Below are 20,817 nucleotides of genomic sequence, written 5' to 3' on the forward strand. Positions count from 1 at the left end.
AAGCACCTCCGAGCATCGCGTGCGCGGAGCGCGAATCTCTCAGGCGCTCGCCCCGGGTGAGCATGCGACAGAGGGGGAGGATCGGCCGCGCAGTTCGCGTGGTCACTCCACCCGTCAGCATGCATCCACCGGAGCGTCTCATGACCGAACAGAGTTCTCGCCCGTCGTTTTCCGATCGACATATCGGACCGGACGGTGCGGCACTGTCCCGAATACTCGACGTCGTCGCCGGCGGATCGCTCGACGAACTCGCAGAACGCGCGGTGCCTGCCTCGATTCTCGATGGGTCCGTCGACGGCATTGCCGACGGCCTCGCCGGACTCCCACTTCCACTCGGCGAACACGAAGCGCTGGCCGAACTCGCGGCCCTCGCCGCACGGAACGTGGTCGCCACGTCGATGATAGGTCTCGGCTATTACGACACCCTGACACCGCCGGTCCTGACTCGGAACATCCTCGAGAACCCCGCGTGGTACACGGCGTACACCCCGTATCAACCGGAGATCAGCCAAGGCAGGCTCGAGGCGCTCCTCAACTTCCAGACGATGGTGTCCGACCTGACCGGAATGGACGTGGCCGGTGCGTCGATGCTCGACGAGGCCACGGCCGCCGCCGAGGCCATGACGCTGCTCAGGCGCGCCAATCGGGGCTCGACGTCCCCGCGGTTCGTGGTGGACGACGACGTCTTCCCGCAGACCTGGGCAGTCCTCGAGACGCGCGCGGAGCCCCTCGGTATCGAGCTCGTGCGGCACGACGTCACCGGCGGACTTCCCGACGGAGAGTTCTTCGGCGTCCTCGTTCAGCTCCCGGGCGCATCCGGGGCCGTCGTCGACCACTCCGCCATGATCGACGACGCACACACCCGTGGTGCCCTGGTGGCCGTCGGAGCCGATTTGTTGGCGCTCACCCTGCTCACGTCCCCGGGCGACATGGGAGCGGACGCATGTTTCGGCACCACCCAACGATTCGGTGTCCCGATGGGATTCGGTGGACCGCACGCCGGTTACCTCGCCGTACGGAACGGCCACGCACGTCAGCTTCCGGGACGGCTCGTCGGCGTGTCGGTGGATGCCGACGGCAACCTCGCGTACCGACTGGCGTTGCAGACCCGTGAACAGCACATTCGACGCGAGAAGGCGACCAGCAACATCTGCACCGCGCAGGTCCTGCTCGCGATCGTGGCCGCCATGTACGCCGCGTATCACGGAAGTTCGGGACTCCGCGACATCGCTCGCCGAGTCAACGCCCACGCGGTCGCGCTGGCCGACGGGCTCGCAGCGTCGAACATCTCCGTCGAATCCACCTCGTTCTTCGACACGATCACCGCGCTCGTGCCGGGTCGAGCTCGGAGCGTCGTCGAGGCAGCGCAACGCTCCGGTATCAACCTGCGCACGGTCGACGACGACCGTGTCTCGATCGCATGCGACGAAGCGACCACCACCGACATCGTCGAGCAGGTACTCGCCGCGTTCGACGCCGGGCCGAGCGCGGAGTCCGCACGGTCGTCGTTGCCCGACTCGCTGATTCGAACGTCCGAATTCCTCACCCACCCTGCGTTCACCCGGCACCGAACCGAGACGTCGATGCTTCGATACCTGCGGATGCTGGCGGACAAGGACATCGCCCTCGACCGCAGCATGATTCCACTCGGGTCGTGCACGATGAAGCTCAACGCGACAGCCGAGATGCAATCCATCACCTGGCCCGGATTCGCCCGGCTGCATCCGTTCGCACCCGACAGCGACACCGAAGGAATCCGCGCCGTCATAGCGGACGTCGAGAAGTGGCTGGTCGACATCACCGGCTACGACGCGGTGAGCCTGCAACCGAATGCGGGAAGTCAGGGCGAATACGCCGGCCTTCACGCGATTCGTGACTATCACCTCGGCCGCGGTGATAGTCACCGCGATATCTGCCTCATCCCGTCGAGTGCGCACGGCACCAACGCGGCATCGGCGGTCATGGCAGGTATGAAGGTCGTCGTCGTCACGTGCCGCGCCAACGGCGACGTGGATGTCGACGACCTGCGCGCCAAGATCGGCGAGCACGCGGATTCCCTCGCCGCGATCATGATCACCTACCCGTCGACTCACGGCGTGTACGAGCACGACATTGACGAGATATGCGCTGCTGTGCACGACGCGGGAGGTCAGGTGTACGTCGACGGCGCGAACCTGAACGCACTCGTCGGACTCGCACGTCCCGGGAGGTTCGGCGGCGACGTCAGCCACCTCAACCTGCACAAGACCTTCTGCATCCCGCACGGCGGAGGAGGACCGGGAGTCGGTCCGGTCGCCGTGCGATCGCATCTCGCACCGTATCTGCCGGGGCACCCGCTCCGACCGGAACTGGGCAGCGGAGCGACGATCTCGGCCGCGCCGTTCGGAAGCGCGTCCATTCTGTCGATCACGTGGGCGTACGTGCGGATGATGGGCGCCGAGGGTCTACGACGCGCCACCCTCACCGCGATCGCGTCGGCCAACTACATCGCCCGACGCCTCGACGAGTACTTCCCCGTTCTGTACACGGGAGAGAACGGGATGGTTGCGCACGAGTGCATTCTCGATCTCCGCGGGCTGACGAAGGCGACGGGCGTGACCGTGGACGACGTAGCGAAAAGGCTGGCCGACTACGGATTCCACGCTCCGACCATGAGCTTTCCCGTGGCGGGAACCTTGATGGTCGAGCCGACGGAAAGCGAGGATCTGGACGAGATCGACGCATTCTGCGATGCCATGATCGCAATTCGCGGCGAGATCGATCGGGTCGGTTCGGGGGAGTGGCCGTCGACGGACAACCCGTTGCGCGGCGCTCCCCACACGGCTCGGTGCCTGGTCGGGGAATGGACTCACCCGTACACACGCGAAGAAGCCGCGTATCCGTGGGAAGCCAACGCGAAGAGAGGATCGATCGCTGCGGGACGGGCCAAGGTGTGGCCTGCAGTACGCCGCATCGACGGCGCCCACGGCGATCGCAACCTGGTGTGCTCGTGCCCGCCGATCGCGGACCTCGAGTGGAGCCCCCGGAGCGACTCGGCGTCGCCTCGGGGTTAGCTGGACGTCAGGTTCAGCATCGCGATCTCGGGCGGTGCTGCAACCCTGACGGGCGGACCCCAGGCGCCGGCCCCACGCGTGGTGTAGAGCGTGGTGTCACCGACACGATCGAGGCCTTCGACGCTCGGCTGCTGCAACGGGACGAGATACCGCAGTGGCCAGATCTGTCCGGCATGCGTGTGACCGGAGACCTGGAAGTCCACCCCCATGTCCGATGCCTCGAACGCCTGCAGCGGCTGATGTGCCAACAGCAACACGAACCGAGACGCATCCCTCCCGTCCAGGGCAGCACCGAGATCGGGTTCGTACGGCGCCGGTGCGGTTGCGTCGTTGATGCCGGCGATGTCGATGGAGGCACCGGACTTGCTGATCGTCTCGTGTTCGTTCCTCAGAACGGTCACACCCAGCGTCTCCCACAGGTCCAACCATTTCCCACCGTCGTCCGCATAGAACTCGTGATTACCGCTCACGGCGAACACTCCGAGGGGAGCGTCGAGCTGCTGCAGCGGAGCGAGGTCTGTTCCGACGAGGTCGACGGTGCCGTCGATCAGATCGCCGTCCAGGATCACGAGTTCGGGCGACTGTGCATTGACGTCGTCCACCACGCGTTGAACGAAGCCGGCTCCACGGGCCGGTCCGACGTGAAGATCGGACACCAGAGCCACGCGCGTACCGTCGAATTCGGAGGGCAACCGATCGAGCGCGACGCGAGTGTCGGTCACCTTCGGGAGTGCAGCCTCGACGAGGCCGTACCCGACGGCCACCACAGCGACGGACGCCGCGATCGCGGAGCCGATTCTGTGAATGCGTAGCCGAAGCGCGCGCGACTCACGACGGCGTGCCGCCGACACGATGCGTACAAGGAGGGTGACGACGCCGACCAGCACTGTGCCCAGCACCAGGTACAGCACCACAGCGAGCCAACTGAGACCGACGAACGCCGGAACTCGCGCCCATGCCGGATCGAAGACCTCGCCCGATCCGATGCCGACCAGAGCCAGTAGCCACATGACGACCAGCACAGTGTCCGCTGCAGTGGAGTACGGACGACGAAGCTTGGTGGCCCGAATGTAGCGAAAATGGAGCACGAGACCGATGACGGCAAGGAACGTGCCGAAGGCAAGAAGGCGAATCATGTTTCAGTACAGCAACTTTCGAAGAAGGTCGGGGAGTTCCTCACCGTCCGACGACGCAACGGTGTTGAACGAGCCGCCCGTGGCATCGGACACTGACTGCAACGTCGAACTGTCCGGATTGGTTCCGATCGCGACGACATCGACTGCCACCGGACGCTCCGGATCGATCAGATCCGACACCATCTCCAGGAATCGACTCGCCGAGATGGTCGGATCGTCGTTCGGACCGTCGGTGATGAGGACGACGCTGTTCGGCTTGCCGGGGACGTACGTCGACAGAGCGTCGAGATAGGCGGCGAGCACCGACTCGTACGTCGACGTCGCAGTGGCGGGTCGAACCGCCGCGGCCTCGGCCAACAGACGTTCCCGACGAGTCTCGCTACCCAGGACTTCCTCGACCGGGCCGGTCGGCACAAGGGTTCGGAACGCGCGTGTGCCGTCCAAATCCTTGCTGTAGATCCACAACCCCAATTCGGTGGCATCCATGACCGAGTCGAACTGGCGATCCAATGCTGCAACTGTGTTCTGCAACCGAGTCTCCGAACCCTCCGCCGTGTCCATCGACCCGGATGCGTCGAGAAGTGTCGTCACTCGCCGAGGTGTAGCAGGCTCGAGAACTGCATCGACAAGCGTTCGGCCGAACTCGGTGTTCTGCGGTGGCAGCGACACCGGCGACCGAGCGGCAACATCGAACCCCGCGTCGGAGAACACCGAAGTGTTGTCCGGCCCGGACATGAAGTCGACGAACTGTGCTGCGGCGCGGCTCGCCGTGTCGTCCGTCCACGCTCCGGCCAGCACCACGGCCGGGTGGTCGAACACGGGCCCGTCACCTCGCGGAGTGAAAGCCGTGACACCACTCTGGGACGACGCGGTGAGTTGCCTCGCAGACACCGGAACAGTGTGCGCGTCGGCTGTCGGTGAAGTGTCGGCGCTCAGCCGGGCAAGTGCCGAATCGGTCGAATCGCTCGTCGTGGAGGGCGTTCCGAGATCGGTGGTCGCGAGCGCGGACATCGCGGAGACAGTGGGCGCGCTTCGGGCGACGTCCGCACTGGCAACGCCCGATTCGTCGTACACGGAGGAGTCGTAGGTGGTTGCCGCTACCGCTCGCAGCGCGGCCGTCGACGCATCGGATTCCGGCCCGAGGGGAAGGAGAAGGCGAAGCCCGCCCCACCCGGGAAGTCCGATCGCGTCGAGCCCGTCGGGTGCCGCCTGCAGGCGAGGAATATCGGCCCACCCGATGTCCGCGGCCTCCAGCGCATCGGCTACAGCGATCGGTGCAGCCAGGACAACCGGTGACGACGCGACAGAACGAGGCGTGCCGTTCACAGCGCCGGCCGGTAGATCGGCAACGGAATCCGACGACCGCGGGATCCACAACGCCGGTTGCGGACCCAACGCAGCAGCGTCCCACGCGCTTTCGCCCGCAGCCAGGGCAGGTCCCACCACAGCGGAATCGTGAGTGGACACCTCGAGCGACACGCAGTGATCGCGTACCACAGGAGAACTGTCGGTGAACGCCGCCGCCAACTGTGTCACCTGCGACGAGATGTCCGGGTCGACGACGATCGGCACCACCGCCGGACCTTCGACACAGGTATCGGCCGCTTCCGTGCCCTGATCGGCAATACGGTCGCGGAGTTGGAACCAACCGAACACAGCGAGCACCACCACGAGGATGGTGCCCGCCGCGACGACGGGTCCCTTGCTCACTCCACGGGATCCGCCGGAGGTTCGATGTTCGCCCACGACAAGAGGTTACTTGTCGCGCCCCAAGTGACCGCACAGTGTCATCCGGTCACTCCGCGGGCTCCGCTCCTGTAACTGCCCGGTCACTCCGCGGGCTCGTCAGCGTGTTGCTGCTTTGTACTCGCGGCGGCGGCGGTGCAGGATCGGTTCGGTGTAGCCGTTGGGCTGGCTGGTGCCCTGGAAGATCAGGTCACTGGCCGCTTGGAAGGCGATGTTCGACTCGAAATCCGGCGCGAGGTTCTTGTACGTCGGGTCCGATGCGTTCTGTCGGTCCACCACCGGCGCCATCCGCTCGAGCGAGGCACGCACTTGATCTTCGGTGACGATGCCGTGCCGCAACCAGTTCGCCAGGAACTGACTCGAGATACGCAGCGTCGCCCGATCTTCCATCAACGCGATGTCATTGATGTCGGGAACCTTCGAACATCCCACACCGTGATCGATCCACCGCACCACATACCCGAGGATCGACTGGGCATTGTTGTCGAGCTCGCGTTGCTTCTGCTCCTCGGACCAGTCGGTCGCAGGTGCCAACGGAATCTCGAGGATCTCCTCGACAGTGGCGCGCTTGGACTTCGCGATCTCTTCCTGACGGGCGAACACATCGACCTTGTGATAGTGCAAGGCGTGCAACGTCGCTGCCGTCGGCGAGGGCACCCACGCAGTGTTGGCACCGGACTGTGGATGCCCGATCTTCTGCTCGAGCATGTCGTGCATCAGATCCGGCATCGCCCACATGCCCTTGCCGATCTGCGCTTTACCTTCCAACCCGGCCGCCAACCCGGTGTCGACATTGAAGTCCTCGTACGCCTTGATCCAGCCCTGGGCCTTCATCTCACCCTTCGGCACGACCGGTCCGGCCTCCATCGAGGTGTGGATCTCATCGCCCGTCCGGTCGAGGAACCCGGTGTTGATGAACACCACACGTTCCTTCGCAGCCTCGATCGCGGCCTTCAAGTTGACCGTGGTGCGGCGTTCCTCGTCCATGATGCCGACCTTGAGGGTGTTGACCGGCAACCCGAGAACCTGCTCCACCCGGCCGAACAGTTCCGCAGTGAACGCGACCTCGTCGGGACCGTGCATCTTCGGCTTGACGATGTACAACGATCCGGTGCGGCTGTTCTTCAGGACATTGTCCGCACCGAGGGAATGCAGACCCGCGAGCGAGGTGAACAGTGCATCGAGGATGCCCTCGGGGACCTCGTTGCCGTCGGCGTCGAGGATCGCATCGGAGGTCATCAGATGCCCGACGTTGCGGACGAACAGCAGCGACCGACCGTGCAGGATGAGCTCACCGCCGTCACCTGCACTGCCGTCGACCGCCGTGTAGCTGCGGTCCTGGTTCAAGCTGCGGGTGAAGGTCTTGCCGCCCTTGGAGACCTCTTCGGTGAGATCGCCGCGCATCAAACCGAGCCAGTTGCGGTAGCCGAGAACCTTGTCGTCGGCATCGACCGCCGCGACCGAATCCTCGAAGTCCATGATCGTGGTCACCGCGGATTCGAGCAGAACATCCTTGACCCCTGCCGCGTCGGTCGCGCCGATCGGAGACTGCGGATCGATCTGGATCTCGAAATGCAACCCGTTGTGCACGAGAAGAATCGCCGTCGGCGCATCCGGTGCGCCCTGATATCCGAGCAGCTGCGCCGGGTCTGCCAAACCGACGGTGGATCCGTCGGCGAGGGTCACCGTCAACGATGCGGCATCGACAACATACTGGGTGGTGCCCACGTGTGAACCGGAGGACAGGGGAGCAGCCTCGTCGAGGAACTCGCGGGCGAAGGCGATGACCTTGTCGCCGCGGACCTTGTTGTAGCTGGTGCCCTTCTCCGCGCCGCCGTCCTCCGGGATGGCGTCGGTGCCGTACAAGGCGTCGTAGAGCGATCCCCAGCGTGCGTTGGAAGCGTTGATCGCGAAGCGGGCGTTAAGCACCGGGACCACGAGCTGCGGGCCCGCGGTGGAGGTGATCTCGGTGTCGACACCGGAGGTGGTGATGTGGAAGTCCGCGGGCTCATCGACCAGGTACCCGATTTCCTTCAAGAACGCCGTGTATGCGCTCCTGTCGTAATTCGGTCCGGCGTGCTCACCGTGCCACGCATCGACCTTGCCCTGGATTTCGTCACGAACACCCAGCAGGGCCTTGTTCTTCGGGGCCAGATCCGTGATCACGGCCTCCACGCCGCTCCAGAACTTCTCCGAATCCACACCGGTGCCCGGAAGCGCTTCGTTCTGCACGAAGTCGTACAAAACCTGGGCAACCTGAAGACCACCAACAGAAACACGATCGGTCATGAATCCCTCGCTCTTTCCGGTCAAAACGCGCACAAGGCGCCTCGGCGACAACTCCGCCTATGTTACTCGGCGGTAGCTCGGGCGGTGGCACCGCCGCTCACCAGTAGATTCTGGCATCGGCGGATAAGTTCCGAGCGGAGAGGGGCAGCCCTGTCCATCAGTCGAGTCTGCGCACGCACGTACTCCGCTCGTCCTGACGGGGTTTCGATCTCGATGGCGTCGACGCCGTAATCCGACAGATCGTAGGGACTTGCACGCATATCGACGGTTCGTGCGTCCAGTGCGAGCTCGAAGCAGTCCGTGACCAGGGCCGAGTCCACGAGGGGTGACAGCTTGTAGCTCCACTTGTACAGATCCATGCTGGCGTGGACGCACCCCGGCTGTTCACGGTCCACTCTGCCGCTCGGCTCGAGGCGCAACATGTTGCGAGGTACCGCGTCGTCGGTGAAGAAGCGAAAAGCGTCGTAATGCGTGCACCGAAGGTTCATTTTCTCCACGACGCTGTCGGTACCCGCGTGACCGAGGCGCAGTGGAACCGTTCCGTGCCGGAGGGCGGCTTCGCCGCCCCGGTAGACCATCGCCCACTCGTGCAGGCCGAAACACCCCAGGTTCGGTGGGCGAGTAGTCGTCGCGGACAGAAGGCCGTGCGTGAACTCGACCGCGGACAGCCTGCGCTCGAGCAGTGACTCGCGTACCCGATAGCCTCCGCTCGGCGCCGGTTCGTAGGCTGCGAACTGGGCATATTCGTCGGCTCTCGGCCCGGTCAGCGTGACGCCGTAACCGGGACTCCATCGCTTCAGGTGTCCCGGCTTGAAGCTATAGTACGTGAACAGAAAGTCGAGGACCGGGTGGTACGCACCCTCCGCGCGCTGCACCAGATAATCGCCGATCAGGTGCTCGACGCGCGCGAAATGCATCTCCCTCGACGCCGTCCACTCCGCCTCTCGCAACTCCGATGTCATGGTCGCCGAAGGACTCCACCGGGGGCAGGACCCGCGATCCGGTGTGTGCCGTCTCGAACGGTACCGACGAACTCCTCGACCAAATCCTCCAGTGCGACGATCCCGATGGTCGAGCCAGTCGAATCGTGCACGACACCCAAGTGGCTACGCGTCCGCCGCAGACGCGTCAGCGCATCGTCGAGCGTCGTGTCCGACGAGACCACAGGTAGGGGGCGCACCTCGGAACGCGGAATCACCGACTCGGGGCCTGCCGCGTCGTCGACCATGTATTCCAGAACGTCCTTCAGGTGCAGGTATCCCACCAGCGAACCGTCGGGAGCCTGCACCGGATACCGCGAGAATCCCGTAGCGGTCACTGCTTCCTCCACGGAACCGAGCGTCGGTCCGGCTGCCCTGTCCGATACCGCGAGACGCACACTACGTACCTGCGCAGACGGAATGAGAACATCCGCGACGGTCCGGCCCGACGTGTCCAGAGCCTGCGTCAGACGCCGATGCTCTTCTTCGTCGATGAGACCTTCCGATCGCGACTCGCCGATCATCTGCGACAACTCGTCCGCGGAGACCGAGGAATCGAGCTCGTCCTTGGGCTCGATCCTCAGCGCACGCAGCGTCAGGTTGGCGCACACGTTGTAGAACGAGATCAACGGCTTGGCCAACTTGATGAACATGAGATGGATCGGCACCAGAATCATCGCAGTCCGCTCCGGACCAGCAATGGCGATGTTCTTCGGAACCATCTCACCGATGAGAATGTGCAACACCACCACGAGACCGAGCGCGATGGTGAACGAGATGGGATGAAGGAAGGCGTCGGGAATGCCGACCCAGTCCATCGGTTTCTCGAACAGGTGCGCAACCGCCGGCTCACCCACCCTACCCAGCAGAATCGAGCAGATGGTGATGCCGAGCTGGGCGGCAGCCAACATCAGCGACAGGTTCTGGCCCGCCTCGATGACCGACTTCGCCCGTTTCTTGCCCTGTGCGAGAAGGGATTCCAGACGATCGCGGCGCGCCGAGATCAGCGAGAACTCGGCACCGACGAAGAACGCATTGCCGGCGAGCAGAAAGACGGCGAGCAGAACAGCCAATACGTCACCCACGGATTCTCGCCTCCTTGCCCACCGTCGCGATACGTTCGGCGTCTACCGGCTGGAGCAGAATTCGGTCGATACGCCGACCGTCCATGCGCGTGACCTTCGCGATCCAACCACCGTCCGACTCCGACGGCTCCTCGAACGGACCAGCAGGAAGGACGGTGGTGTCTCCCTCGGTGGGGATCCGCCCGAGTCGGGTCAGTACGAGTCCGCCGATGGTCTCGTACTCCCCTTCAGGGGCTCGATAACCGGTGGCCGTAGCTACCTCGTCGATGCGCAGCAGCCCGGAACAGATCCAACTGTCACCCACCCGCTGCACGTCGACTTCCGGTTCGTCGTGCTCGTCGCGGACGTCTCCGACGATTTCCTCGATGAGGTCTTCCATCGTCACCATCCCGGCGGTTCCGCCGTACTCGTCGACGACCAGGGCAACCTGCATTCCGTCCGCCCGCACCCGTTCCATCACGGTGTCCCCGTCGAGACTCGAGGGCACGACCGGCACGTCCTGAGCCAGGTCGGCGAGTCGGGTAGTGCGGCGGTGTGCGCTCCCGACAGCGAATGCATGCTTGATGTGCACCACTCCGACCGTGTCGTCCAAGTCGCCGTCGACGACGGGAAAGCGCGAAAAGCCGGTACGCGCGGCGGTTTCGATCAAGTCGAACGCAGTGTCCGACACCGACAACGACTCCACCTTCACCCGGGGAGTCATCAATTCCTCGGCTGTGCGCTCGCCGAACTGCAACGACCTGTCCACCAGGCGGGCCGTTCCCTCGTCCAGCGCTCCGAGTTGTGCCGACGTGCGCACGAGCGAGCCGAGCTCGCGCGGCGAACGCGCCGACCTCAACTCCTCGGCAGGTTCGATGCCCAGTCGCCGAACCAGCCAGTTCGCCGACCCGTTCAGACCCTTGATGGCCCATCGAAAGACCGCCGAGAACCCTGACATCGCTCCGGCGGTCGCACGGGCAGTCGCCATGGGCATTGCGATGGCGATGTTCTTCGGTACGAGCTCACCGAAGATCATCGAGAACGACGTGGCGATCAACAAGGCTGCCGCCAGAGACACCGCAGAGGCGACGGTGTCGGAGGCACCGACCGCCGTCGCCAGCGGAACGAAGAATCCCGCGAGGATCGGCTCGGCCAGATAACCGGTGATCAGCGTCGTGATCGTGATGCCCAGTTGTGCACCGGACAGCTGGAAGGACAACGTCTTGTGCGCACGCTGGACCTGCCGGGCGCGCATGTCACCGAGATCGGCGGCCGCCGAATCGACTGCACTTCGCTCCAGCGCGGTCAGTGAGAATTCCGCTGCCACGAAGAGCGCTGTGCCGGCGGTCAACGCCACGAAGCCGAGTAGGCCGAGGATGCTGATCGCAATCTCCACCGGTCATCGCCGCCGGAGTTGGGAGAGGCGCATCGCGCCGTGAGTTTCGCCGGGTCGTTCACCCGGCTCGATAGAGGAGCCCTCCGAAGTGGAGCCCTCGTCGTTGGACTCGCCCTGAGCGGTCACAACAGTGCTGATAACGGGTGCCTCGGGCACCTTGGTCCTTTCTCTCGCTTCCCCCCGCCCGCCTCGAGCGGACACTGTGCGGAGGAAGTCCGCGTATTGCCGAAGCCCTGATCTTAACGGTTTCCCGCCGAGAACACGGCTCGGGCAGCGCCCGCGGACAGCCTCGACACGTTCACCAGCCGGTCGGGATACTCACCAACCTGTCGGCAATGGCCTTCCCTCGGCGAAACCTGCAGCCGACTGCACCCCGAGCACGGCGCGGTCGTGCAACTCGGAGAGGTTACGAGCACCCGCGTACGTGCAGGTACTGCGCACACCAGCGCAGATGTGGTCGATCAGATCCTCGACCCCGGGGCGGTCCGGGTCCAAGCGCATCCTCGAACTGGAGATCCCCTCCTCGAACAAGCCCTTTCGTGCACGGTCGAACGCACTGTCGGTGGCCGTCCGTGCAGCAACCGCACGCTTGGACGCCATTCCGAAACTCTCCTTGTAGGCGCGACCCGACGAATCGGTACGCAGATCACCGGGAGACTCGTACGTTCCGGCGAACCACGACCCGATCATGACGTTCGCAGCACCCGCAGCCAGCGCAAGAGCCACGTCGCGGGGGTGCCGCACGCCGCCGTCGGCCCAGACCGATCCACCGAGATCAGCTGCCGCCGCAGAGCATTCCGCAACAGCGGAGAACTGTGGTCGACCCACACCCGTCATCATCCGGGTGGTGCACATCGCGCCAGGTCCGACGCCGACCTTCACGATGTCCGCTCCGGCTCCGATCAGATCGCGAGTGCCTTCGGCGGACACGACGTTGCCCGCAGCCAGAGGAACACCGAGGTCGAGCGCGGAGATCGCAGCCAACGCGTCCAGCATCTTCTCCTGATGACCGTGCGCAGTGTCGATGACCAGAACGTCGGCCCCGGCCTCGACGAGTGCACGCGCCTTCGCGGTGACGTCACCGTTGATGCCGACCGCTGCGGCGATACGCAACCGATTGTTCGTGTCGACGGCAGGCGCATAGATCCCCGCGCGCACCGCGCCTGTCTTCGTGAGCACACCGGCGAGAGTCCCGTCCGGATTCACCAGCACGGCAAGGTTCTCGTGGGCGGCCTCGAGGGCATCGAACACCTCACGCGGCGACGCATCTGCCGGTGCCGTCACGAAATCCGTTGCCGCAACGGACTGCACGCGAGCGAAGCGGTCCACATCGGTGCAGGACGCCTCGGTGACGACACCGACAGGACGTCCCTCCTCCGTGATGACGACGGCGCCGTGAGCGCGCTTGTGTACGAGAGCGAGTGCGTCGGACACCGAGGCGTCGGGCGCCAGCACTACCGGGGTGTCCGCGACGAGATCGCGGCTCTTGACGAAGGCAACTGTGTCCGCGACTGCCTCGATGGGCAGATCCTGAGGTAGGACAGTGATCCCACCGCGTCGCGCAACGGTCTCGGCCATCCGCCGACCGGACACCGCGGTCATGTTCGACACGACGATCGGAATGGTGGTACCCGTGCCGTCGGAGGTCGAGAGATCGACATCGAAACGGGAGGTGACATCCGTTCGGTTCGGGACGAAGAACACGTCGTCGTACGTCAGGTCGTATGGGGGCCGGTGGCCATCGAGAAACTGCACGTTGCGCCAGCTTACCTGTCAGGCGCCGGTTACGCTCTCGGCCAGTTGGGCCTGCGACCGAGACAGCGCGATCGTCGCGACGATCATGACCAGGACCGAGCAGCCGATGATCACCAAAGCGCCGGGGTCGTCGCGAACGCGCTCGTCGAGCACGGTGATTCCCAGGAACGCCGCCCCGAACGGTTCTCCGATGGTCACAGCGGGGAGGGACGCGGAGAGCGGACCAGCTTGGAACGCAACCTGCTGAAGGTAGAAACCCAGAACGCCGCACCCGACGAGTGCGTACGTCTGCCACGCGGTGATGGCAGAAACGAGGTCTTTCTCCACGAGGTCGGTCACGAACTTGGTGAACGCCACCGCCACTCCGAACAGAAGCCCACCGGCGGCGCCGAGCAACAGCGCTCGGTATCCGGGGTTGTGCAGGACGAATCCGGCCACCGCGAACACCGATATCACGACCGTCGTCACCAGCAGCGGAACCAGCCAGTCGGCGAACGGTGCATTGGAGTGGCCTTCGGTCGGATCACCGACGACGATGAAGACCGCAAGTGCGAGCGCCAGAGAAATCGCCAGCAGCCACGTCGATCGGGTCATCTTGAAGCCGGAGAACTTCGCGGACAAGGGGAGTGCGAAGAGCAGCATGGACACGACCAACGGCTGGACGATAAGCACACTTCCCACCCACAACGCGGCGACCTGAACCGCATAGCCACCGACGTCGCCGACAACCCCTGCCCACCACCGCGGGCTTCGGAGGAGCGTCGACATCAAGGATCGGCCTTCCGGGACCGCGGCCGCGGCGCTCTGTTGCGCCACCGAAGCGCACGCGAACAGCATCGCCGCGACGAGCGCGAGTGCCACGGTCAATACCGGAAACCCGTTCATCGGCGTCCGCTACGACGCCCGGCCACGCCTCGGCGTGACGCACGCGAAGATCCGGGCGTTCGGCCGGGGCGCGACCTGCCGGGCGCAGCGGTGCTCGTTCCGGTCGCAGTCGCCGGAAACGGGTCGGTGACCGGTCGCCCGGGGGGTCGCCGCGCGCCGACGACGGACACGAGAACCGGATCGTGTTCGGTCACAGCCACGAAGTGCGCGTCGATGCCTGCCGCGGTAGCCGCGGCCACGGCAGCAGGCACCTGGGACTCGGTCGCCAACGTCACCACGACCCCCGAGGCGCCGGCTCGTGCTGTTCTGCCGGCGCGATGGGTGTACTCCTTCGCATCGGCGGGTGGATCGACGTGGACGACGACCGAGACGGAATCGACATGGATTCCCCGTGCCATCACATCCGTTGCAACCAGGACCGGGACATGTCCAGCCTCGAACGACGCCAGCGTTCGGATGCGATTGGCCTGCGTTTTGTCGCCGTGTAGGCCGGCTGCGTTCACCCCCACCGAACGCAGTGACTCGGTCAGGCGATCGACCGCGAACTTCGTTCGGACGAACAGCATGGTCTGTCCGTCTCGCGAAGCGATGGACGCCACCACGGACTCCTTCTCCGATCCGACGACACGGAAGAAATGGTGTCGCGCTGTGCGCTCCGCGATCGGGAGCACGTCGACGGTGTGCGTGACCGGAGAACGGAGATATCGACGGATCAGGTCGTCGACGTCGCCGTCGAGGGTGGCCGAGAACAACATTCGCTGACCCGTCGAGTCGGTACGATCCAGCACAGAGACGACTTGGGGCAGGAATCCCAGATCCGCCATCCTGTCGGCCTCGTCGACCACGGAAATCGTCACCGAACTCAGATCGACGAAGCCTCGGGCAGCCAGATCGTCCAGACGCCCGGGTGTCGCCACCACGACATCCACACCTCGAGCGAGGCGCTCCGCCTGACGCCGGACGGGAACGCCACCGACGACAGCCGCGACTCGCACCCCCAAGGCCAGAGCAGCCTCGTCGAGAGCCTTCTCGATCTGGAGCGCCAGTTCTCGCGTCGGAGCCAGTATCACCGACCGCGGACGGGAGGGTCGGCTACTGCCTCCGCTCAGCCGTTGAAGCAGCGGCAACCCGAACGCCAAGGTCTTACCCGAACCGGTCGGGGCACGCCCGAGAATGTCCGAGCCGGCCAACGCATCTTGTACCACCGCGGCCTGAATCGGAAACGGTGACTCGACACCGCTCCTTCGGAGAGCGTGTACCACGACAGGTTTCAGCCCCAGGTCTGCAAATGTCGAGTGGTGGTCGGGCATAGCGGAACAGTACCGCTCCTCATCCACCCGGCCGAGGGACATTCCCATCCGTTCCTCGCGCCGACCGAACCTCGTCGGTGTCGGCGTTTCTGTCGGACCTCTGCGTCATCATCTACCCACTCGAACATGAGTTCGAACACGACGGGGCTACACGACTTCAGGGGGCAGCATGTGCGGGATGTGCAACGGGCAGTCGATCGACGACTACGTCGACTCGGTGGAGACCTTGATCGGGCGATACGGGTGGGCGCTGCAATACGTGTCGTCCAGCGCCGCCACCGCCCTGGACGGTGAATTCGGGAACAGCGGCCACACCGACGACGACTACGCGGGTGACGGGATGGTCGATCCTGCGTTCTGCTACACGGTGGGACTTGCCGGCATGGGCCACCCCGAGATCGTGATGACGGGTCGGTCACCGGGTGAGTCGGCAGCAGTGCTCAACGTACTCGCTCGTCGAATTCAATTCGGAGGGCAGCACTTCGAGGCAGGCCAGTACTGCACCGCCGGCGGGTTCGAGGTGTCGTTCGTCGACGTCGCCTATCCGGAGGAGTGGCTTCTGATGTGCCGACGTCTCTATCCCGACGGCGCGCTACGCGCCGTACAGGCTGTCTGGCGGGATCACTACGGCAATCTGCCATGGGAAGGGGAGTACCCCTCGACGATCGTGCAACCGATACTCGGTCCGCCGCCGGGGTGGTAGTGGCGATGGAGGCGAACAGCGCCGCTCACGACGGCGACGATCGTGGTACACCGGACCGCGCACGGTTCGGTGCACCACGATCGGAACGCCTACGCGTCAGGCTTGGACTTCGCTGCGGTCACCGCTCCAGAGAGTGTGGAACTTGCCTTCTGCATCGACGCGCTCGTAGGTGTGGGCGCCGAAGAAGTCACGCTGTCCCTGCGTCAGAGCAGCGGGTAGACGCTCTGCACGAAGCGCGTCGTAGTACGCGAGCGAGGAAGCGAACGCCGGGACCGGAATCCCGAGCGAGGCTGCCGTGACGACAACGCGTCGCCAACTGTCGATCGCGTTCTCGATGGCTTCACGGAAGTACGGCGCGAGGATAAGACTCGGCAGCTCGGCATTGTCGTCGTACGCATCCTTGATCCGATCGAGGAATCGAGCGCGAATGATGCAACCGCCGCGCCAGATGGTGGCGAGGTCGCCCGGGTGAAGGTTCCAGTCGTACTCGGTACTGCCGGCTGCGATCTGGTCGAAGCCCTGCGCGTACGCGACGATCTTGGATGCGTACAGAGCACGAGAGATGTCGTGGGTGAACTGCTCCGCGTCGGTGGGCTTGGCTGCGAGTTCACCGGACGCGAGACCGACAGCTGCTTTGCGCTGCCCACGCGATCCCGAGAGTGCGCGGGCGAACACAGCCTCGGCAATGCCGGTCACGGGAACGCCCAGATCCAGGGCGGCCTTGACCGTCCAGCGACCGGTGCCCTTCTGCTCGGCTGCATCGACGATGACGTCGACGAGCGGCTTGCCCGTCTTGGCGTCGACCTGGTTCAGCACCTCGGCCGTGATCTCGACGAGGTAGCTCTCGAGGTCGCCCTTGTTCCATTCCGTGAAAACATCCGCGATCTGCTCAGGCGTGTAGTCCAGAGCATCGCGGAACAAGTTGTAGGCCTCACCGATCAACTGCATGTCGGCGTACTCGATACCGTTGTGCACCATCTTGACGAAGTGACCCGAACCGTCGGGGCCGATGTGCGTGCAGCACGGCGTTCCGTCGACCTGAGCAGCAATCGACTCCAGCAACGGGCCGAGTGCCTTGTACGAGTCCACGGGTCCACCGGGCATGATCGACGGGCCGTTGAGTGCACCTTCTTCACCACCGGAGATTCCCGCTCCGACGAACAGCAGGCCGCGCTTCTTCAGCGCAGCTTCACGGCGAATCGTGTCCGTGTACAGAGCGTTTCCACCATCGATGATGATGTCGCCCTCTTCCATCGCTCCGGCGAGCTCCTCGATCACCGCGTCGGTTGCGTCACCGGCTTTGACCATGATGAGAACCCGACGCGGCTTCTGCAGTGCCGCGACGAACTCTTCGATGGTCTCGGTGCGAACGAAGTTGCCGTCGCTGCCGTGCTCGGCAAGAAGAGCATCCGTCTTGGCGATGCTGCGGTTGTGAAGGGCAACGGTATGACCGTTGCGCGCGAAGTTGCGGGCGATGTTCGAACCCATCACGGCAAGTCCGGTGACACCGATCTGGGCGAGGTCTGACGATTCCACTCCTGAAGTCATGGGTACAGCTTTCCCTGCGACGCCCGGCAATGGAAGTTGGGGGCGATATCCGTGGTGCGAGTGTCGTCACCCCGGACACCGTTCGAACCGAAACGCCGGAGGGCGCCGCCACGAGAATCGTGACAGCGCCCTCCGGCGTCGGAATGCGTTACTCGTCAGTAACTTTGGGGCCGATCAGCGATTGCGAGCGGGCCCGTCGAAACCTTCGTACTCGCGGCGGTCGGTGCGACTCCGAAAACCACCGGACCGCGGAGCGTCGTGCACTGCGTTGGTACGGGGGCGGTCGCCCTGGTAGCCGCCGGTGCGGGGGCGGTCGCCTTGGTAGCCGCCGGTGCGGGGGCGGTCGCCTTGGTAGCCGCCGGTGCGGGGGCGGTCGCCTTGGTAGCCGCCGGTGCGGGGGCGGTCGCCTTGGTAGCCGCCGGTGCGGGGACGGCTGTCGCGGCGGTCACGGGGAGCGGAGCTCACCGCGCGCAGCGGCTCGCCGGACGGCTTCTGCGCTCCCGTGATGCGAGCGAGTTCGTCGGATCCGGGTGACACGTTCACCGAAGTCGACTTCACGCCTGCCATGCCGGTCAGACGCTGAATCTGACGACGCTGGTTGGGCAGGACGATTGCGACGACTGTGCCCTTCTCTCCCGCGCGGGCGGTACGCCCGGCGCGGTGAAGGTAGTCCTTGTGGTCTGCGGGCGGGTCCACATGTACGACGAGGTCGATTCCGTCCACATGGATTCCGCGTGCAGCGACATCGGTAGCGACGAGCACAGGTGTGCGCCCGCTCTTGAAGCGTTCGAGGACCCGCGTGCGCTGGTTCTGAGCCTTGCCGCCGTGCAGGGACTCGGCTGCGATGCCGAGTGCACGAAGGCGGTCGGTGATTCCGTCGCAACCGAGCTTGGTACGAGCGAACATGATGGTGCGACCTTCGCGGGCGCCGATCTCCGACAGGACGATGTCCTTCTGGCCGCGATCGACCATGAGCATGTAGTGCTCCATGGTGCGGACGCTTGCCTTGCCGTCCTGAGTGGAGTGCTCGACGTGGTCGGGCAGGAACTGACGGACGAGTGACTGCACTTCGCGATCGAGCGTGGCGGAGAACAGCAGGCGCTGGCCGTCCGACGGAGTGTCGGCGAGGACTGCGCGCACCTCGGGCAGGAAGCCCATGTCGGCCATCTGGTCTGCTTCGTCGAGAGCGGTGATCTCGATGGAATCGAGGATGCATGTGCTCTGACGGAGGTGATCTGCGAGGCGTCCCGGGGTCGCGACGAGTACGTCGACGCCACGGCGAAGTTGTTCTACCTGCTTGTTGAACGGCATGCCGCCGACGGCTGCACGGACCGTGAGGCCCAGCGCGCCTGCGTAGGGAGTCATGGACTCGACAACCTGGAAAGCGAGTTCGCGCGTCGGTACGAGAACGAGCGAACGGGGACGCTTGGCTGCGGGCCTGTCGGTGTGGCGAGCGAGCCTGGCCAGGATGGGAAGGCCGAAGGCGAGCGTTTTGCCCGAGCCGGTCTGAGCCCGGCCGAGGACGTTCTTGCCGGCGATTGCGTCCGGGAGTGCCATTGCCTGGATGGGCGAGGGCACGGTGATGGAGTTGCGCGCCAAGGCGGCTACCACAGGTTCGGGTAGGCCGAGTTCGGCGAAGGTGACCACGGCGGGATCGCTCGTGGCGTCCGACGCGTCGGGGGTGGATGTACTAGTCGAAACAGCGTGAGTCACGCAGTTGAACCTCTCCGGTTTACGGGCGCGCCAAGAAGCACAAGCTGGGAGAACGCCCACGGAAAGAGGGCACAAACAACAGCTGGAACAAATATCTGACGAGCCAGGGCACTGTCACCTGGCCATCCGTGCGCTGAATCGAATGCGCAGAGTGGGGCTGTTTGTGCCTTTTCGAGTTGCTCGGCCGCAATGGCGACCGATGATCGAGTCTACAAGACAAGCGTTCGATTCGCCGATTCGAACGACTGTGAGCTGGCCGACCCCTCAGGAATGACGCATGAGACGGCTGAGTTCTTCCAGCCAGGGCATGGCGACGAAGATCGTGGGTACGACCAGAATGACCGCAGCTGCGGCATACGCGGCCACCGACGTTCTGACGTCCGTCCTGGGTCCGTTGAGGCGCTTCACTCGAATGAGAGTGCTCGGCCCGCCGGCCGCCATCGCGCCGCGCGGCGCTGTGGAACCGGCACACGTGACGAGCGCTCGGGCGAGGGGAGTGGGTCCGGTGACTTTCACGGCCGAATCGTCCGCGAGAAGTTCGACGAGAAGCTGCACGCTGCCGAGTGCGGACTTGCTACGCACGATCCGCGGGAACGCCTCGTTGACTGCGGTGAACGCCTCGAGTACCAGGTCGTGCCGTGATCGGAGGTGCGACCGTTCGTGGCTGAGGATCGCTTTCACTTCGGCACGGCTGAGATTGGTCAGTACCCCTTCGCTGAGGACGACTCTCTGCCTGAGACCGGGAAGGCAGTAGGCAATGGGCTCGACGGCGTCGAGAACACGAACATCGGCATCTCGGATTCCGGGAAACGGCCGCTCGTCGTCGCTTCCGCGGTCCAGCAAGTCGACGAGCATGCGGTGACGGGCACGCCGCCGCCTGGTCTTCACCGCAACCTGGACGATGGAAAACATCAGTTTCGCGCCGATTCCGAGAGTGATCGCCAGCACCACCACGTACAGAATCCACAGCGGGAGGCCCAGCGCTTCTATTTCGTCGGTGGGCGCCGTCGTCGGCCGACCGTCCGGGCCTGGAACCAGCAACAGTCCACCGATGGCGAGGCCGGAGCTGAAGGCGGAGAACACGGCGGCGACGGCGATTGCCTGCCACAGCACAAGGGCCGCCCGCGGGGCCCGATAGGGCCACGTAGCTTTGCTCAGGAATGCGGGAATCGGACCCGTCAGCAACAGGGCGAGAACCGCGAAGACCAGTGCTGTGGTGGAGTTCATTTCCTCACTAAC

The 20,817-nt window shown here is 64.8% G+C and carries 14 protein-coding genes; 2 read left to right on the forward strand and 12 right to left on the reverse strand.

Translation table 11 applies throughout. From position 1 onward, the window contains the following. Window positions 1-140: 140 nt before the first annotated feature. Window positions 141-3,053, forward strand: coding sequence for an aminomethyl-transferring glycine dehydrogenase (gene gcvP, locus CH290_RS10980; RefSeq protein ID WP_033190252.1), 2,913 nt, complete (start codon window positions 141-143; stop codon window positions 3,051-3,053). Here the strand turns inward: gcvP and CH290_RS10985 are convergent. The 9 genes from CH290_RS10985 to CH290_RS11025 form a co-directional block, all read right to left on the reverse strand. Beyond that, complete coding sequence (locus tag CH290_RS10985) at window positions 3,050-4,189, reverse strand: metallophosphoesterase (protein ID WP_033190248.1); 1,140 nt, start codon at window positions 4,187-4,189, stop codon at window positions 3,050-3,052. The two genes, gcvP and CH290_RS10985, sit on opposite strands and share 4 nt — an antisense overlap. Window positions 4,190-4,192: 3 nt before the next feature. Continuing rightward, entirely contained in the window at window positions 4,193-5,935 is a 1,743-nt protein-coding gene (locus tag CH290_RS10990; RefSeq protein ID WP_230621077.1) for a substrate-binding domain-containing protein, read from the reverse strand. A gap of 99 nt (window positions 5,936-6,034) precedes the next feature. Further along, window positions 6,035-8,224 (reverse strand): malate synthase G, encoded by a 2,190-nt coding sequence (locus tag CH290_RS10995; RefSeq protein WP_094620654.1) that lies wholly within the window; start codon window positions 8,222-8,224, stop codon window positions 6,035-6,037. Between the two features lie 62 nt (window positions 8,225-8,286). Further along, complete coding sequence (locus tag CH290_RS11000) at window positions 8,287-9,186, reverse strand: hypothetical protein (RefSeq protein WP_033188811.1); 900 nt, start codon at window positions 9,184-9,186, stop codon at window positions 8,287-8,289. Further along, on the reverse strand, window positions 9,183-10,289 hold the full coding sequence (locus tag CH290_RS11005; protein ID WP_033188812.1) for a hemolysin family protein: 1,107 nt from the start codon (window positions 10,287-10,289) through the stop codon (window positions 9,183-9,185). Before CH290_RS11005 ends, CH290_RS11000 begins: the two co-directional genes overlap by 4 nt. Further along, on the reverse strand, window positions 10,282-11,664 hold the full coding sequence (locus CH290_RS11010; RefSeq protein ID WP_019667603.1) for a hemolysin family protein: 1,383 nt from the start codon (window positions 11,662-11,664) through the stop codon (window positions 10,282-10,284). The genes CH290_RS11005 and CH290_RS11010 overlap by 8 nt, the downstream gene beginning before the upstream one ends. Before the next feature lie 318 nt (window positions 11,665-11,982). Next, window positions 11,983-13,419, reverse strand: coding sequence for a GuaB1 family IMP dehydrogenase-related protein (locus tag CH290_RS11015; RefSeq protein WP_020113184.1), 1,437 nt, complete (start codon window positions 13,417-13,419; stop codon window positions 11,983-11,985). Between the two features lie 18 nt (window positions 13,420-13,437). Next, window positions 13,438-14,304, reverse strand: coding sequence for a DMT family transporter (locus tag CH290_RS11020; protein ID WP_033188813.1), 867 nt, complete (start codon window positions 14,302-14,304; stop codon window positions 13,438-13,440). Beyond that, the gene (locus tag CH290_RS11025; protein ID WP_033188814.1) at window positions 14,301-15,614 is read right to left on the reverse strand and encodes a DEAD/DEAH box helicase; all 1,314 of its coding nucleotides are present in this window, start codon (window positions 15,612-15,614) and stop codon (window positions 14,301-14,303) included. Before CH290_RS11025 ends, CH290_RS11020 begins: the two co-directional genes overlap by 4 nt. A gap of 178 nt (window positions 15,615-15,792) precedes the next feature. On the opposite strand from CH290_RS11025, the gene CH290_RS11030 reads away from it, so the two are divergent. Continuing rightward, window positions 15,793-16,317, forward strand: coding sequence for a DUF4262 domain-containing protein (locus CH290_RS11030; RefSeq protein ID WP_230594195.1), 525 nt, complete (start codon window positions 15,793-15,795; stop codon window positions 16,315-16,317). Between the two features lie 96 nt (window positions 16,318-16,413). On the opposite strand, the gene gnd is transcribed toward CH290_RS11030, so the two are convergent. The 3 genes from gnd to CH290_RS11045 all read right to left on the reverse strand — a co-directional run bounded on the left by gnd (window position 16,414) and on the right by CH290_RS11045 (window position 20,805). Further along, a complete protein-coding gene (gene gnd / locus CH290_RS11035) occupies window positions 16,414-17,865 on the reverse strand; it encodes an NADP-dependent phosphogluconate dehydrogenase (RefSeq protein WP_026348219.1) in 1,452 nt (483 codons plus the stop codon). 174 nt (window positions 17,866-18,039) lie between these two features. Then, window positions 18,040-19,578, reverse strand: coding sequence for a DEAD/DEAH box helicase (locus CH290_RS11040; RefSeq protein ID WP_441347083.1), 1,539 nt, complete (start codon window positions 19,576-19,578; stop codon window positions 18,040-18,042). 264 nt (window positions 19,579-19,842) lie between these two features. Then, window positions 19,843-20,805, reverse strand: a complete 963-nt coding sequence (locus CH290_RS11045) for a M56 family metallopeptidase (protein ID WP_033188817.1) — start codon at window positions 20,803-20,805, stop codon at window positions 19,843-19,845. Between the last annotated feature and the right edge of the window lie 12 nt (window positions 20,806-20,817).

The sequence above is a fragment of the Rhodococcus sp. 06-156-4 genome, from assembly GCF_002259345.1.
Taxonomy (GTDB): Bacteria; Actinomycetota; Actinomycetes; order Mycobacteriales; family Mycobacteriaceae; genus Rhodococcoides; species Rhodococcoides fascians_E.